The 14,808-nt window shown below is 69.3% G+C and carries 16 protein-coding genes; 5 read left to right on the plus strand and 11 right to left on the minus strand.

Translation table 11 applies throughout. The features are described 5' to 3' along the window. Both H3O04_RS27085 and H3O04_RS36310 read right to left on the minus strand, forming a co-directional pair. Positions 1–205 (minus strand): GntR family transcriptional regulator (locus tag H3O04_RS27085; protein ID WP_134319755.1); only part of this gene is annotated, 205 nt, incomplete at its 3' end. A 507-nt stretch (positions 206–712) separates the two neighbouring features. Then, positions 713–1,021 carry a hypothetical protein gene (locus tag H3O04_RS36310; RefSeq protein WP_237666441.1) on the minus strand — a complete coding sequence of 103 codons (309 nt, stop codon included), beginning with the start codon at positions 1,019–1,021 and terminating at the stop codon, positions 713–715. Positions 1,022–1,151: 130 nt separating this feature from the next. Between H3O04_RS36310 and H3O04_RS36315 the strand changes: the two genes are divergently transcribed. After that, entirely contained in the window at positions 1,152–1,328 is a 177-nt protein-coding gene (locus H3O04_RS36315; protein ID WP_226241216.1) for a hypothetical protein, read from the plus strand. Between the two features lie 10 nt (positions 1,329–1,338). On the opposite strand, the gene H3O04_RS27095 is transcribed toward H3O04_RS36315, so the two are convergent. Continuing rightward, on the minus strand, positions 1,339–2,751 hold the full coding sequence (locus H3O04_RS27095) for an aminotransferase-like domain-containing protein (RefSeq protein WP_202588837.1): 1,413 nt from the start codon (positions 2,749–2,751) through the stop codon (positions 1,339–1,341). A 231-nt stretch (positions 2,752–2,982) separates the two neighbouring features. Here H3O04_RS27095 and H3O04_RS27100 point away from each other — a divergent pair, with 231 nt between their 5' ends. Both H3O04_RS27100 and H3O04_RS27105 read left to right on the plus strand, forming a co-directional pair. Then, positions 2,983–4,212, plus strand: a complete 1,230-nt coding sequence (locus H3O04_RS27100) for an NAD(P)/FAD-dependent oxidoreductase (RefSeq protein ID WP_202588838.1) — start codon at positions 2,983–2,985, stop codon at positions 4,210–4,212. Between the two features lie 38 nt (positions 4,213–4,250). Next, a complete protein-coding gene (locus H3O04_RS27105; protein ID WP_202588839.1) occupies positions 4,251–5,402 on the plus strand; it encodes a branched-chain amino acid ABC transporter substrate-binding protein in 1,152 nt (383 codons plus the stop codon). Between the two features lie 30 nt (positions 5,403–5,432). Here H3O04_RS27105 and H3O04_RS27110 read toward each other — a convergent pair whose 3' ends face one another. From H3O04_RS27110 to H3O04_RS27130, 5 genes are all read right to left on the minus strand, one after another. Beyond that, complete coding sequence (locus tag H3O04_RS27110; RefSeq protein ID WP_006481331.1) at positions 5,433–6,347, minus strand: hypothetical protein; 915 nt, start codon at positions 6,345–6,347, stop codon at positions 5,433–5,435. Positions 6,348–6,436: 89 nt separating this feature from the next. Then, entirely contained in the window at positions 6,437–6,760 is a 324-nt protein-coding gene (locus H3O04_RS27115) for a TfoX/Sxy family protein (RefSeq protein ID WP_006481332.1), read from the minus strand. A 56-nt stretch (positions 6,761–6,816) separates the two neighbouring features. Continuing rightward, complete coding sequence (locus H3O04_RS27120; protein ID WP_202588840.1) at positions 6,817–8,553, minus strand: site-specific integrase; 1,737 nt, start codon at positions 8,551–8,553, stop codon at positions 6,817–6,819. 186 nt (positions 8,554–8,739) lie between these two features. Further along, positions 8,740–8,931 carry a DUF2964 family protein gene (locus H3O04_RS27125; protein ID WP_202588841.1) on the minus strand — a complete coding sequence of 64 codons (192 nt, stop codon included), beginning with the start codon at positions 8,929–8,931 and terminating at the stop codon, positions 8,740–8,742. 13 nt (positions 8,932–8,944) lie between these two features. Further along, positions 8,945–9,424 carry a universal stress protein gene (locus H3O04_RS27130; RefSeq protein WP_200160021.1) on the minus strand — a complete coding sequence of 160 codons (480 nt, stop codon included), beginning with the start codon at positions 9,422–9,424 and terminating at the stop codon, positions 8,945–8,947. Between the two features lie 305 nt (positions 9,425–9,729). On the opposite strand from H3O04_RS27130, the gene H3O04_RS27135 reads away from it, so the two are divergent. Beyond that, positions 9,730–10,491, plus strand: a complete 762-nt coding sequence (locus H3O04_RS27135) for a 2-keto-4-pentenoate hydratase (protein WP_202588842.1) — start codon at positions 9,730–9,732, stop codon at positions 10,489–10,491. A gap of 31 nt (positions 10,492–10,522) precedes the next feature. Beyond that, the gene (locus H3O04_RS27140; protein WP_202588843.1) at positions 10,523–11,935 is read left to right on the plus strand and encodes a 3-deoxy-D-arabino-heptulosonate 7-phosphate synthase; all 1,413 of its coding nucleotides are present in this window, start codon (positions 10,523–10,525) and stop codon (positions 11,933–11,935) included. 44 nt (positions 11,936–11,979) lie between these two features. Here the strand turns inward: H3O04_RS27140 and H3O04_RS27145 are convergent, their stop codons facing one another. The 3 genes from H3O04_RS27145 to H3O04_RS27155 all read right to left on the minus strand — a co-directional run. Next, entirely contained in the window at positions 11,980–13,032 is a 1,053-nt protein-coding gene (locus H3O04_RS27145) for an AraC family transcriptional regulator (protein ID WP_175768704.1), read from the minus strand. A 148-nt stretch (positions 13,033–13,180) separates the two neighbouring features. Further along, positions 13,181–13,507 carry a hypothetical protein gene (locus H3O04_RS27150; protein WP_006481339.1) on the minus strand — a complete coding sequence of 109 codons (327 nt, stop codon included), beginning with the start codon at positions 13,505–13,507 and terminating at the stop codon, positions 13,181–13,183. A 33-nt stretch (positions 13,508–13,540) separates the two neighbouring features. Beyond that, positions 13,541–14,808 (minus strand): hypothetical protein (locus H3O04_RS27155; protein ID WP_202588844.1); only part of this gene is annotated, 1,268 nt, incomplete at its 5' end.

A 14,808-nucleotide genomic window follows, 5' to 3' on the forward strand; every position in this document is an offset into this window, starting at 1 on the left:
GCAGGTTCACGAAATAGCCCGACTGCGGCCGGCTTTCGAGCAGCCCGCGGCTTTCCAGCAGCAGATACGCATGCAGCACGGTCGTGATGCTGATCCGGTGCTGCTGGCTCGCCTGCCGCACCGACGGAATCCGGTCGCCGTGCCGATACACCCCCTGGCGGATCAGCCGCTCGATGTCGTCCGCGAGTTTTTCATAGAGTTTCATCGCGCGTCTCCTGCCGGCGCGCGCCGCCCCGCCGCCCCGCCGTGTGCGTCCAATGCGCACGCGTTGCACGTGTTTCGCCCGCCGACCGGGCCGTCGTGATTCCTGATCTTTCCCTCCGGTTTTGCCTTTTCCATCGCACTGGCTCTCTCTTGAAGATGCGCCGGCAGGGTTCCGCAACAGCGGGATCTGCGGCACTGTGCACTTGATGATCGAATCTTAAGAGAAGAACAGTTGGCGCCGAGTACACACATGGAGCGCGCGAACAAGAGTACAGTTCGGCGCGAATCGCGCATTCCGGGAAAACTGTACGTCTTATGAAATGGCCGGACGGCCGGTTGGCCAGTGGGCCGGCACAGCGCGGCCGGATCGGCCCAGGACGCCCGCCGCACGGGCCTTCGTCCGGGCGGACCCATGGGGGCGCAATACTGGTTTTCGTGGTGAGCGCCCACCATGAGGTACACGATCGAATCTGTAGCCGGCGTCGGCGGTGCGATGCACGCCGTCCGATCAGTACAGAAGTAATCGCGCCAGAACGGCGCGACTGTCCAGAAGTGCACACCTGTCTGATCGCGCCCCCGCTGATCTGCTCGTCGCAAGACTGACCGACACGACCGCCAGCGCGCGCTTCACCGGCACCGCGCGCGCGGGGCGCCGCTGCCGATCGGCGAACCCGATCCGGTCGTGTTCCCGGAAGTCGCGCGTGCGGCCGATCTGCTCGTCAGCGTGGCCGCGTTCGCGCTCGACGACGATGCAACCCGCGCGGCGGGTGGGGCCCGCGTGACAGACCCGGTTCGCCGGCGCGATATCGAGATGCAACGCCGGCCGCGCCTGAACCGGTTGCCGGACTTGCCGCTGGGTGTAATGGCGCGAAATCGCAGGCAGATGCTGTCGCTCGTGTTCGCCGAACCCATCCGCGCAAGGCAGGATCACGATCGACGAACGCCACGTGCGCGCCGGCGCGTGGTCGGTGCATTGCGCGACCGGCCGCGTGACGCGCGACGGCGAGCCGGTCGAACCGGCGATCGCGCCGCCGCCGTCGCTGCTGCGCGCGGTGCCGTGGCTGCCTTGTGACGAAGCGCTGCTGCAGCGGATCGTCGACGTCGTCGCGGGGTGGCTCGACTGAGCCGGCACCGTCAGATCGAACCGAACAGCGCGCGCGGCCGGTCCTTCAGCGTGCCGGACAGGATGCGCAGCCCGTTGACGAGTTCGTCGCGGCTGGCCGGGCACGCGAGGTTGATGCGCACGCCGTGCTCGAGTTCCGCGCGGTCGACCGCGAAAGTCGACGACGGCATCACGATCACGCCGCGCGCTTTCGCATTCGCGGCGAAGTCGTCGGCCCGCCACGGCGGCGGCAACCGCAGCCACACGAACATGCAGGCGGGGTCGGCCTTCAGTTGCCCGGCCGGCAGCAGTTCCCGCGCGAGATCGACGCGTGCGCGAATCTCCGCGAGTTGCGCGGCCATGATCCGTTCGGCGGTGCCGTCCTCGATCCATACCGTCGCGATCAACATCGACGTGGGCGCCGGCATCCATGCGGTGGTGCGCACGGCTTCCGCGCACAGCGCGACGCTGTCGCGCGGGCAGCTCAGGTAGCCGAGGCGCAGCCCCGGCGCGAGGACCTTCGACGTCGCGCCGATATGGAACGTCAGCTCCGGGCACAGCCCCGCGATCGCCGGCAGCCGGTCGCGCACGAGCGGGCCGTACACGTCGTCCTCGATGATCGTCACGTGATGGCGCCGCGCGATGTCGACGAGCGCCATGCGGCGCGCGAGGCTCATCGTCGTCACGGTCGGGTTCTGCAGGTTCGGCACGACGAAGATCGCCTTGACCGGCATGCGCTGGCAGATCCGTTCGATCTCGTCGGGCAGCAGGCCGTCGTCGTCGGCCGGCACGCTGACGATCTCGAACTGGAACACCGGCGCGAGCGCCTTGAGCCCGTAATACGTGAGGCGGTCGGCGACGATCACGCCGTCGGTGCCGATCAGGCTGTTGAGCACCGCATACAGCCCGTGCTGCGCGCCGCTCGTGACGACCACCTGGTCGGGCGACGGCGCGAAGCCCGGCGCGGCCAGCCACTGCGCGCCGGCCGCACGCGCCCAGTCTGGGCCTTGCGGCGGCTGGTATTCCTGCAACGCGGCGAAACGCGGGTCGTTCGGCAGCGTGGCGAAGGTCTGCGCGAGGCTCGCGAGAAATTCGCCGGTCGCCGGGCGGTTCACGGTCAGGTCGATCACGCCGTTGCCCGCCGCAAGCGATGCGCGGGCCGGCTCGATGCTCGGCATCGCGCCGCCGGTGACGAGCGAGCCGCGACGCTTGCTGCCGATCACAAGGCCGCGCAGCTGCAATTCCTTGTACGCGCGCGACACCGTCGACACGTTGATGCCGAGTTCGGTCGCGAGCTGGCGCTGCGGCGGCAGGCGGCTGCCGGGCGGATACATGCCGTTGCGGATTTCCGCCTCGATCGAGCTCGATACCTCGACGTAGGTCGGCCGCTTCGCCGGTGCCGGCAGGCCGCTATCGCGCTCGCCGGAAAGTTTGTCTGATGCCATCTGTCGCCTATGACCACACAAAAAGCGTTTGTCTGCCGTTTTGGCTTGCCCCGCGATTGTATAGGACCTCCCCGCCCCGTCAATCATTCATCGAAAAGTCTGCTGAATCATCGAGTTGAAATCGGGTAAACGCCAGCACCACACAATATTATTTTGATTGCACACAAAAATTTACTGTGTGATTCTTGATCGCAACTTTGTGTGAATCATCTCCTCCGGAGGGGAAGCGTCATGGCGAACGTCGCCATCGTGGGTGCAGGCTTCATCGGGCTCGGCGCGGCGGCATGGCTGCAACGCGACGGGCATCGCGTGACGCTGTTCGATCCGGCCGGCGTCGGCCAGGGCGCGTCGTTCGGCAATGCCGCGACGTTTGCGCCGTACGGTTGCGTGCCGGTGAACGGCCCGTCGGTGTTCCGCGACCTGCCGCACTTCCTGTTCGCCGCCGACAGCCCGCTGCGCATCCGCTGGCCGTATCTGCTGCACGGCGCGCCGTGGCTCGCGCGCTTCCTGCTCGCGTCGACGCCCGCGCGCCACGCACGCAGCGCGAGTGCGCTGGCCGCGCTGCTGTCGCGCGCCGCCGGCGGCTATGCGCCGCTGCTCGCGCCGTCGCGGCTCGCAGCGTTCGTGCGGCCGCGCGAATGCCTGTACCTGTACGCGCGGCAGGCGTCGTTCGACGCCGCGCAGCCGTCGCTCGCGCTGCGGCGCCGGCTCGGCGTGCCGTTCGAGACGCTCGATGCAAGCGCGATCCGCCGGCTCGAGCCCGCGCTCGCGCCGATCTTCTCGCGCGGCGTGCTGTTCGCGGGCAGCTGGCATTTCTCCGATCCGCACGGGTTTCTCGGCGAACTGTTCGCCCAGCTCGCCGCCGCCGGCGCGACGCTCGAACGCGCGCGAGTCGAACGGATCGCCCCGGCCGGCGACAGCGTGAACGTGCACGCGGGCGGCACGGTGCGCGCGTTCGATCACGTCGTCATCGCCGCAGGCGCCCGTTCGCGCGAATTCGCGGCCGCGTGCGGCGATGCGGTGCCGCTCGATACCGAGCGCGGCTATCACGTGCAGTTCGGCGCGCACGAGCCGATCGTCACGCGGCCGGTCGGCTGGGCCGAGCGCGGCTTCTACATGACGCCGCTCGACGAAGGGCTGCGCGCGGCCGGCACCGTCGAGCTCGGCGGCTTCGACGCGCCGATGAATCCGTCGCTGGTCGCATTGCTCACGCGCTCCGCGCGCGAAGCCGTGCCGTCGCTCGGCACGCCGACGCGCAGCTGGCTCGGGTTCCGGCCGACGCTGCCCGACGGCGTGCCGGTCATCGGCCGCTCACGCGACAGCGCGCGCGTGATCCACGCATTCGGTCATCAGCATCTCGGCGTGACGCTCGCCGGCATCACCGGGCAGATCGTCGCCGACCTCGTCGCCCGGCGCGCCCCGCCGCTGGACCTCACGCCATACCGGGCCGCGCGATTCTGACGCGCACCACGATTTCCACCCCTGCAAGGAGAAGCATCATGAATCGTCGTTACTGGCTGGCTTGGCTGGCCGTCTGCTCGATCGGCACGGTCGCGGCGTCCGCGCAGGCCGCGGACCCGGAAACCGTCAGGATCGGCTTCGCCGGCCCGCTGACGGGGCCGGTCGCGCGCGTCGGCAAGGATCTGCAATACGGCGCGCAGCTCGCCCTCGACGAGGAAAACGCGAAGCATCCGACCGTCGGCGGCAAACCGGTGCGCTTCGTGCTCGACGTACAGGACGACCAGGCCGATCCGCGCATCGCGATCCAGGTCGCGCAGAAGCTCGTCGACGACGGCGTGGTCGGCGTGATCGGCCACTACAACTCCGGCTGCAGCATTCCGGCGTCGGCCGTCTACAAGCAGGCGAACGTCGCGATGATCACGCCCGGCTCGACCAATCCGCAACTGACGATGCAGGGCTTCAGGAACGTGTTCCGCACGATGGGGCACGACGGTGTCGGCGGCGTGGTGGCCGGCCGCTTCGCGGTCGAGCAGCTGAAGGCGAAGCGGATCGGCATCATCGACGATCGCACCGCGTTCGGCCAGGGTCTCGCCGATGCGTTCGAGAAGGGCGTGAAGGACGCGCACGGCAGCATCGTCGGCCGCGAATACACGAACGACAAGGCCGTCGATTTCCGCGGCATCCTGACGACGATGAAGAGCAACAACATCGACCTGCTGTTCTTCGGCGGGCTCGACGAACAGGGCGCGATGCTCGTCAAGCAGATGCGCTCGCTCGGCATCCGCGCGCAACTGTTCGGCGCCGGCGCATTGAAAAGCAACGCGTTCCTGAAGATCGCCGGCAACGCGGGCGAAGGCACGCAGGATCTGGAGCCCGGCCCGGCGCTCGACAAGCTGCCGTCGGCCGTCGCGTTCGCGCAGCGCTACAAGGCGCGCTTCAACCAGGATGTCGAACTGTATGCGCCGTTCGCGTACGACGCCGCGCTCGCGATGATCGCGGCGGTCCGCAAGGCCGACTCGCCCGATCGCGGCAAGATCGTCGCGAGCCTGCCCGGCGTGTCGGTCACCGGCGTGACCGGCAAGATCTCGTTCGACGAGCGCGGCGACCTGGTCAAGCCGCCGTACACGCTGTTCCGCGTCGAACAGGGGCAATGGCGCAGCATTCGCACGGTCGGCGGCGCGTCGAACTGATCGACGCCGGGCAGCAGGCGGCAGGCGCCGCTATCGCGCCGTCTGCTGCCGCTGCACCTCCTGCGCTTTCATCTGCAGATACGCGCCGCGCTCCACTTCGTGCAGTTGCTGCGGATACTGCTCGGTCGCGTCGAACCAGCGCGCGAGGCGCTGGTCGACCGGCTTGTCGAGCGTCGCGAGATACGTGTCGATCGCGAGGTAGTAACGCATCGTGTTGCGCTCCAGCAGCCCGCGCACGCCGCCGACGTACTGCGGCTGCGCGGCCGCGCCGACGTTCGTGAACCCGACCTTGTCGCTGCCGACCGTCGCGAGGTAGGTCTTCATCGCCATCCGGCCGACCGTGCCGAAGCCATACGAATACGTGAGATGCAGGAACGTGCGCGACGCGCCGACCGGCACGGCCTCCAGCGCGATCCGGTAATCCTTCGTACCCATCGGGCCGCTGTCGGCGGTCAGGTCGACCTGGAAATAGTCGGGCGTCGCGGCCGCCACGCGATAGCGGAACTGCACGCGGTAGGTGTCCGACAGCTTCTGCTCGATCTTGCGGCCGAGGTTCACGTCGAGCACCGCGCCGTTGCCGCCGCTCGACGCGTGACAGTACTTCGTGTTCAGGTGCAGGATCAGCACCGCGCACCAGTTCGCGGGGCCTTGCGCGGGATCGTTGAGCTGGCCGTTCACGACCGCGAACGGATAATCGACGACCGCATAGATGTCGCCCTTCAGCGACGACGATGCCTCCGACGATTCGAGGACCACCGGCCGGTGAAACGCATTGTCCTTCAGTTGCGCGCCGAGGCTGCGGTAACGGTCGAGCAGCGCGGCCGCGCCGTTCGCGCCCTCCGCGCCGAACGACAGCGCGCTCCAGCCCACGCACAGGGTCGCGACGAGCGCGTGCCAGACGCGGCGCGCATGCCGCGTGCCGCGTGAAGGTCCGGATGTCTCCATGTGTTTACTCCGTGGCGCACGATGGTCGCGCGCATGTGTCACAGAATACGCCTGCCGCTGCGGGCGTGACGTCGCATGCAGCATGATCGTCATCGGCCGCGCTTCACCGGCAGCGGCAATTGCGCGGCGGTGAGCCGGATCAGCGTCGCGAGCCACTCGCGATCGTCCCAGCGATCGCCGGCGATGACGAGATGCGGCTTCGCGCCCGGATACGGCGGGGCTTCGTCGCACGCGCCGAGATACGCGCGGCCTTCGGGCGTCGGCTTGACGAACAGCCGGTCGTCGCAGACGAGCGCGACCATCCTGCCGTCGCAATAGATACCGTATTCGCCGAACATCTTGCGCGCCGATACCGTACCGGCCGCCGCGATCTGCTCGACGATGAAATCGACCGTGCCCTGGCTCGATGCCATGCGAATCTCCGGGATCGAAACATCGTCTGACCCGCGTCGACGCCGCGCCGTTCAACTCATTTGTCGATACCGAACGCGCTCGACATCTGCCGCGCCCGCTTCACGTCGTCGCCATGCAGATAGATCGACGTCGTCGAGATCGATGCATGCCGCAGGTTGTCGCGCACCGTCGTCAGCTCCGCGCCGCGCGCCAGCGCGTGGGTCGCATGCGTATGCCGCATCCAGTGCGGGCTCGCCTGGCGCAGCTTGTGCGCGAGCGCCGGGTGGTCGGCTTCGACGGCGTCGGCCGTCTGCGCGAAGAAACGCTGCATCACCTTCCACAGCCGCACGCTCGTGATCGCGGCCGCGTCGTCTTCCGCGACGCGCGGAATCAGCGGCGTATCGGGCCGCCAGCGCGCCGGCGTGACCGGCAACCGGCGCGCGACCAGATAGCGATCGAGCGCCGTGCGCGCCAGCGGCGGCAGCGCGACGCGGGCCGCCTTGCTGCCCTTGCCGATCACCTTCAGCCATGCGTCGCCGTGCGCATCCGTCTCGATGTCGCCGAGCGTCGCGCCGACCAGTTCGCTCGCGCGCAACCCGGTCGCATAGCCGAAATCGAGAATGAAGCGCAGCCGTTGCGCGGCGGCCGGCGTCCAGCCCGGCTGCGGCGCGCCGTCGGCCGTGCGCTTGCCGAACTCGAGCCCGTCGGCGATCGTGCGGACCAGCAGCCACTCGCCTTCGGTGAACGCGTGCGACGTGTCGAGCGCGGTCGCGCCGCGCGTGTCGCGCACCTTCACGCCCGCGAACGGATTCGCGAGCAGATAGCGCTGCTCGATCAGCCAGCGGAACAGCGCGCCGAGCACCGACAGCGTGTATGCCGCCGACCGCGCGGACAACGCCCCGGAGAACGGCCGCCAGTCGGGCGCACCGCGCGGCCGCACGGGCCCGACCCAGCGTTCGTGCGGCGTCGGGCGGCGGATGAACGCGCGATACGCGAGCGCATCCTCGGTGGTCAGCGACGACAGCGCGCGGCCGCGCTCGACGATCGCCCACAGGATCAGCCGCTCGGCCTCCTTGCGGTATGCGCGCCGCGTCGCGGCCGATTCGTGCAGCGACAGCCACGCGTGCACGGCCGCGTAATCGTTGTCCGCGTCGAGCGTGCTGGTCGCGCGCGGCGCGCGGAACGTGCCGGCCGAGCCGTCGACTTCGTGCGGCAGCTTCAGGTGCTCCCACGGCACGATGCTGCCGCGCGGCGTCGCGGCGATCAGCGCGCGCGCCCGTTCGGTCAGGTCCGGATGCGCGGCGAAGAATGCCTCGACGCGCCGCGCGCTGGCCATGCCGAGGCCCGCGATCGTGCGCCACCACTGGCGCCGGCGCGGAATCCGCACCGTCAGGTCGGCGAGCGTCGCGATCCCGTGCGCACGCAATGCCACGACCGCGCGTGCCGGCAGCCACAGGCCGACGTCGTCGCTGATCTGCGGGACCGGCGCGCGCGCATGGCGCAGCAGGCCGATCGCGTCGGTGGCCACCTTCGCCTCCCGCAAACGCTCACCGTCCGCGTGGCCGAGCCGTTCCGCGAGATCGGGGCGGCCAACCTGCCGCGCGACGCGCACGAGGCGACGGCGAATCGCGCCGATCACGCCGCGCGCCGACCGCCCGCCGCCGAGCCGGTCGGGCAGGTAGCGTTCGACGGCCTGGCGCACGGTCATGCCCGCGTACCACGCACGCAGCGCGGCCAGTTCGTCGGCGTCGGGAAAGCCTGCGGGCGCAGGCGCGGAATCGGAGGAAGGCGGTGAAGCGAGGCGCGGTTTCATGGGCGCCAGTTTGACAGAAGCGCCGAGCGGGCGGCAACGTCGAAGCGGCCGATATCCCGATCGGGCAGGACCGCACGAAGGCGTCGGCGACGGCAAGCGACCAGGCGAAATCCCGCCGGCGCAACGGCGGTCGCCGGTCGTCGCGAAACCGACGCCCGACGTGCGCCGCCGCCTCGCCCGACCGCGTCACTCCTCGCCTTTCGGCCCCGGGTTCAGCATCACGACGAAGCCGGCGACGCCGACCATCAACGCGATGGCGCCGCCGCGCAGCGCCGTCGCGGCATCGAACAGCAAGCCCGTCACGACGGCCATCATCTCGGCGAGCGACACGAACACGGCGAGCGCCGCGACGACGATGCGGTACTGGCGGCGTATCATCGCGCGCGCCACGTCATACCGCGGCCGTGGCGGCCGACTCGTCGGCGTCGTCGCCGCGAATCAGCAGCACCGGGCACTTCGAGCCGCGCACGAAACGCTCGGCGACACTGCCGAGCAGCACGCGCCGGATGCCGCGCCGCCCGTGCGTGCCGACCACCGCGAGATCGATCCCGCGCTCCTTCACGTAGCGTTGCAGGCGCTCCGCGATGTCCTCGCCGATGGTCTCGGTCTCGACGAGTTCGGCTTCGCCGTTCGCGCCGGCCAGCGCGATGATCTGTTCGGCTTCGCGCAGCACCTTGCGCCCGTCGTCGCGAATTTCCTCGACGAGCGCGTGCGGATCGAGACGGCCGGCGTACGTGAACAGCACCGACTTGTCGACCACATACACGACGCTGACGTGCGTATCGCCCGCCAGCGCCACCTTCACGGCTTCGGCAAGCGCCTGTTTCGACGAAGCGCTGCCGTCGACCGCCACCATGATCTTCTCGTACATGCGAACCTCGCTGGGGTGAGTTTTTGCATGGCAGCGCACTTTGTTGTGCGCGGCCATGTCTCCATCATCGGCCGGCGGCGGGTTCGGATATTGATAGCGGTCAACCCCGGCAGCGGCCGCGCGTGCGGCAAAACGGCACGACGGGCAGGGGGAAGCTTGCGTTTTCAGCACGGCCGCGAGCCGGGCCGGCAATGCGGGCGCCGATGCCCTTTCGAGCGGCCATCGCGCCGAAGGCGCTATCATCGACCATGCGACTTTCGTCCGGCCCTTTTTTGCCGGCCCCACTTTCAACTCGCTCAACCGACATGACAACGACTACCGAACGCGTGGACGGCGCCGCCCAGCATCTCGTCGCCGCCCGCCATGCCGGCTCGCCCGGCCCGCTGCTGCCCGATGCGCTGCGCCCCGACGACATCGAAACCGCGCTCGCGATTCAGCAGCGCGTCACCGACCTGCTCGGCGAACCCGTCGGCGGCTGGAAATGCGCGCTGCCGCCGCCCGATCGCGTGATCCTCGCGCCGATCTTCGCGTCGACGATCCGCGAAGCCGATGCGCCGTACCGCGTCGTCGGCGGGCCGATCGTGCGGATCGAACCGGAAATCGCGTTCGTGCTTGATCGTGACCTGCCGGCACGCGAGCAGCCGTATGACGAAGGCGACGTGCGCGCCGCGATCCGCGAAGTGCGCATCGTGCTCGAAGTCCTCGGCTGCCGCTATGCGGAGCCGGCGCGCGCGTCGAAGTTCGAGCTGCTGGCCGACGGGCAATTCAACCAGGGGCTGTGCGTCGGCCCGGTCGTGCCCGACGGATTGAACGTGCCGCTCGCGACGCTCGCGCTGTCGTTCGAAGGCGCGCTGAACCGCACGATCGACGGCCGCCATCCGGACGGCGATCCGCTCAAGCCGCTGGTGTGGCTCGTCAATTTCCTCGCATCGCGCGGCGATGCGGTGCGCGCCGGCCAGATCGTGACGACGGGCTCGTACGCGGGCGCGATCGAGGTGCCGCTCGGCGACGTGCTGACGGTGCGCTTCGGCGAACTCGGCAGCCTGTCGGTGACGTTGACGGCGTAACGGTCCACGTCTCTTTCCCGCCCAATTCGCCATGTCGCTGACACCGCTTCCCGCCCTGCTCGACACCACCCTGCGCACCGTCGCGCGCCGTTACCGGTTGCCGCCGCTCGAGCGTGCGTCGTCGCTGACCGACGCGACGCACCCGGCCACCGCGCTGGCGATCGTGATCGAGGAAGCGCGCAGGATGCGGGCGGACGGCCAGACGCCCGACGCGGATTTGCGGCAGCGCTTCATCGATGCGCTCGCGCGGATGATCCGCGACGCGATGGAGCCGTCATCCGGCGATCCGTCGTTTCAGGCATCGGTGCTGCGTCACGATGCGCCGAACGTGCGCGAATACGCATCGTTGTCCGCGCACGCGGAGCAGGACCGGCGTGCGCTCTACTCGGCCGTCAACGCGATCGCGCATCCGGCCAAGCTCGAGCGCAGCGCACTGGCATGGCAACGCGACGGGCTCGCACGCCTGCATGCGGCCGCGACCGCGGCGGCGTGGGCCGAGCTGCATGCGGCGCTCGCGCACCTGCTCGCGCTGCCCGAGATGGCGACCGACGCGGCGTTCGAGCAGGACATCGTCAGGCTCAAGGACAGCCCGGCGCTCGAACGCATGCTGCGGCTCGATGCGCTGGCCGCGGACGAGGACGTCCGTCGCTACCGCGCGCTGTGGGTCCGTCAGGGGCCGCTCGTCGGCAGCACGGTCGCCGTCGCGCAGGGCGCCGCGTCCCAGCAGCGCGGCGCGGCCGTCGAGGCGCTGGCGGCCCAGGCGCTCGACGCACTGGCGCACAGGCTCGACGCGGTGGACGCGCAACGCACTTATCGCGTGGTCACGTCGATGCGCGTGCCTTCGTCGATCCCGGGCCGGCACGATCGCGCGAAAACCGAATGGGATGCGATCCTGCTCGAACGCGCGCGCGGCAGCGACCCGGCGGCCGCATGGAACGTGCGCTTCCTGGTCGAAGCGAAGGCCTCCGCGGACGCGGCGACGACCGATCTGCCGCGGCTGCTGCGCGGCCTGAACCTGCTCGCGCAGGCCGCGCCCGACACGGTCTATGCATTCGAGACGCATCAGGGCACGGTGCACGTGCATGGCGCATCGCTGCACGCATTGACGACCGACGAAGCGGCGCTGCCACGCGAAGTGCTGTATTGCTGCGACGCGTCCGCGGACACGACGCCGCGCCTGCTGGGCGCCGCAAGCCGGATGCAGTTGCTGTCCGCGCAGGCGAGCCTCGAATACGCGAGCGCGCTCGCGCAACGGCCGGATGCCGATCCGGACGGCCTCGGCGTCATCTGGCACGCGCTGTTGACCCTGCCGCAATGGCAAGCCGTGCTGCATCAGTACCCGTCGTTGCGGCAGGTGCGCGAACTGATGGTGGCCATCGACGACTTGCGCGCCGCGCTCGACGAGATGGACGATGGAGGCATCGCCAGCAGCGTGTGCGCGTGATGCGCTAGCGCGCGTTCACCGCGCGATGCTCACGCGCGGCCCGCTCAGTTGGTGAGCACCCCGAACGGCAGCGTCCATCCCGCCAGCCGGCCGCCGTCGCCCCAGCGCGCATCGGCCGCACCGCACGGCAGCAGGATCGGCGCGGCCGCGCACTCGAGCGTCTCCTTCGGCGTGTGGCCGAATTCCGCCTTGAACAACCGGTGAAAATATTTCTCGTCGGGAAAGCCGTGCGCCCACGCGATTTCCGCGATGCGCTGATGCCGGCGCTGCGGATCGCCGAGCACGTGATACGCGTGACGCAAGCGCCGCCGCGTGATCTGCCGCATCACGCCGCCCTCTTCCTTGAACAACTGATAGAGCCGCGCCCGCGACACGCCGATGTCGCGGCAGATCCGTTCGGGCGTGAGGTCCGGCTCCAGCAAATGCAGGTCGATGTAGCGACGCACGCGATCGACCAGCGCATGGTCGATCGGGCCGCGCGCGTCGTTCAACGCCTGCGCGCTCGGCGACACCGCCGCGGCCAGCAGCAACAGCATCGATTGAACGATGCTCGGCACGTCCTGCATGCGCAGGTTCGGCAGGTTCCGGAACAGCGACAGCATCTGGTCGGCGACCAGCCGGCCCACGCCGCTCGTCAGCGTCTGGCCGTGCGCCTGGGCTGCATGGGCCGGCAGCAGATAGCGGGGTACGACGAGGCTGATCACGTCGCCGGCCTCGACCTTGCAGTCGTTGATCTGCGCGACGTCGTAGACGAACAGGTCGCCGGCGCCCTTGATCAATTCTGGCCCGCCGGTATGGCTCGCCAGCCGGCCGCCGAGCAGCAGCGTGAAGCGGATCGAATCCTGTCCGTCGAGCCGGATTCGCCGCGGCGTGCGGCGCACCGTATAGGTCGGCGCGCGCGAGTGCCAGTGCCGGCCGGACAAGATCAGCGGGCCGAGCGCCGCGCCGGTTGCTTCCGCGTCGCACGGGCCGTGGCCGCCGTCGTCGTCGAGCCGGTAGTCGCACAGCATGTCCTTGACCCAGACGTGGAACCGGTCCGGCTCGGGATAGTCGGTCGTGCGGAACCTGAAAACAGGGACAAATGCAGCTTGATCCATGACAGTTTTTTATCGAAACCGGCGGGTCAGGAAGAATCGGTTCGTCGATTATCGGACCAAATTGCGCGGGCGCAAGGCCCACGCGGTGCATCGTCCCCCTAAGCGATCGACCGACGCCCGACGCCGGGCGTGGTCGTCATCACGGCCATCACCGTTGCGGATGGCATTCCCAGTTGTTGTACGTCGGCCGATCGATCGGCGTGAGCCCCGGAATCATAAACACCGTACAGCCGAAACGCCGCCCCTTGCCGGTCGTCGCGTCGTAACTCACCTTCTGGCCGCCCAGCCCGTCCTTCTTCCCGTACTGGACGTTGGCGATCGTGATCTCGTCCGACGACGCGAGCCCGAGCGTCTTCGCGGTCGACGTCTGGACGTCGACCATGTTCATCTGCGTCGAGCCGCACGCGGCGAGCACGAGGCCGGCGACGGTGACGGCCAGCGCGGTCCGGGCGGTGCAATACAAGGTTTGCTTCATGGTTTCTCCTTCGATTTCCCCAATACGAGGCGCTTACGTGCCCGGCGTATAAAAACTGGCCTGGATCTGGCTGCCGATCGTCGCGACATACGATTGCCAGAGCAGCGCCATCGCCCCCGTCGCGTTGACGGCCAGCGCGGGCCACGACGCGCTCTGCGGCGCCACCGTCGACGCGCTCCACGCGCCCTTCCGGTAGCTGGCGGCGATCACCGCCGAGCCGCCCGGCAAACCGGTGTCCTGCCACGCAGCCGTCACGTTGCCTCCGGCATCGACCACGAGCGGCGGGTACTGAAGTGCGGCGCCGTTCAGGTGTTCCGTCAGCCGCTGCAACGGCCCCCAGTTGCCGCTGGCATCGGACACGCTCACCTGCAGCGCCGCGCCGCCTTCCGCCCACATCGCGGCGGCCACGCCGTTTTCGTTGACGGCCAGCATCGGCGTCGCGATGAAACCGGTCGGCTCGACGATCGCGGGCGCGACTGGTTGCGACGGCTGCCATCCGGTGCCGGACACATAGCGTTGCGACATCGTGGTGGTGGTGAGCTTCCCGCCCGTCACGTCGAGCTGCCCCCAGAGCAGCGTGATGTTGCCCTTCGCGTCCATGCCGGCCACCGGCGAGATGATCGTCGTGAACAGGCTCGTGTTCGACACGGCCTGGTTGACGTCGGTCCAGCCGTTGGCGGCGTCGTACGTGGCCGTCCACAGCGCCGAGTGCGTATGGTTGGTCTGCCGCCACGCGAGCACGGCCCGGCCGGACGACAGCACCGAGATCATCGGCCCCACGTTGTCGGCGTCGCCGGTCACCGCGCCCGGCCCGGTTTGCACCGGCATCTGGATCAGCGCCGTCGGCGACCACTGGCCGGCCTGCGTGTAGCGCGTCCATGCGATACGCGTGTCGAGCAGGCTGATCGACTGGGTCCACGCGACGAGCGCATTGCCCTGGCCGTCGATCCCGGCCGAATAGGTCGACCCCGTCACGTCCGGCGCGACTTCGAACGCCGCGCCCCAGCCGCCGGCCGGGCTGTACGGGCGCGCCCACAGCGCATACGTGTTCGGGCCCGGCATCCATTCGGTCCAGAACGCGACGGCCTGCCCGCTCGCGTTGCCGACCACGCGCGACGGGCTCGAACTCGTCGTGTTCATCGAATGCGAGCCGTCGCCCGTGTCGAGCCGCGTCGCGGTGCTCCAGCCCGAACCTGCGGCATAGCGCGCGCCCCACATCTCGTTGCCGTTCGCGCCGGTCGGGCCGTTGGTCATCCAGGTGGCGAGCGCATTGCCGCTCGCGTCGATCGTCACGCTGGGGG

The organism is Burkholderia sp. KCJ3K979 (assembly GCF_016759955.1).
GTDB classification, from domain to species: domain Bacteria; phylum Pseudomonadota; class Gammaproteobacteria; order Burkholderiales; family Burkholderiaceae; genus Burkholderia; species Burkholderia orbicola.

Coding starts and splice junctions, on each gene's coding strand:
- H3O04_RS27125 (WP_202588841.1), bottom strand. CDS start 8,931: ATGATACGCCGCCAGTACCGCATCGTCGTCGCGGCGCTCGCCGTGTTC.
- H3O04_RS27145 (WP_175768704.1), bottom strand. CDS start 13,032: ATGGATCAAGCTGCATTTGTCCCTGTTTTCAGGTTCCGCACGACCGAC.
- H3O04_RS27105 (WP_202588839.1), top strand. CDS start 4,251: ATGAATCGTCGTTACTGGCTGGCTTGGCTGGCCGTCTGCTCGATCGGC.
- H3O04_RS27110 (WP_006481331.1), bottom strand. CDS start 6,347: ATGGAGACATCCGGACCTTCACGCGGCACGCGGCATGCGCGCCGCGTC.
- H3O04_RS27095 (WP_202588837.1), bottom strand. CDS start 2,751: ATGGCATCAGACAAACTTTCCGGCGAGCGCGATAGCGGCCTGCCGGCA.
- H3O04_RS27130 (WP_200160021.1), bottom strand. CDS start 9,424: ATGTACGAGAAGATCATGGTGGCGGTCGACGGCAGCGCTTCGTCGAAA.
- H3O04_RS27115 (WP_006481332.1), bottom strand. CDS start 6,760: ATGGCATCGAGCCAGGGCACGGTCGATTTCATCGTCGAGCAGATCGCG.
- H3O04_RS27135 (WP_202588842.1), top strand. CDS start 9,730: ATGACAACGACTACCGAACGCGTGGACGGCGCCGCCCAGCATCTCGTC.
- H3O04_RS27140 (WP_202588843.1), top strand. CDS start 10,523: ATGTCGCTGACACCGCTTCCCGCCCTGCTCGACACCACCCTGCGCACC.
- H3O04_RS27100 (WP_202588838.1), top strand. CDS start 2,983: ATGGCGAACGTCGCCATCGTGGGTGCAGGCTTCATCGGGCTCGGCGCG.
- H3O04_RS27120 (WP_202588840.1), bottom strand. CDS start 8,553: ATGAAACCGCGCCTCGCTTCACCGCCTTCCTCCGATTCCGCGCCTGCG.
- H3O04_RS27150 (WP_006481339.1), bottom strand. CDS start 13,507: ATGAAGCAAACCTTGTATTGCACCGCCCGGACCGCGCTGGCCGTCACC.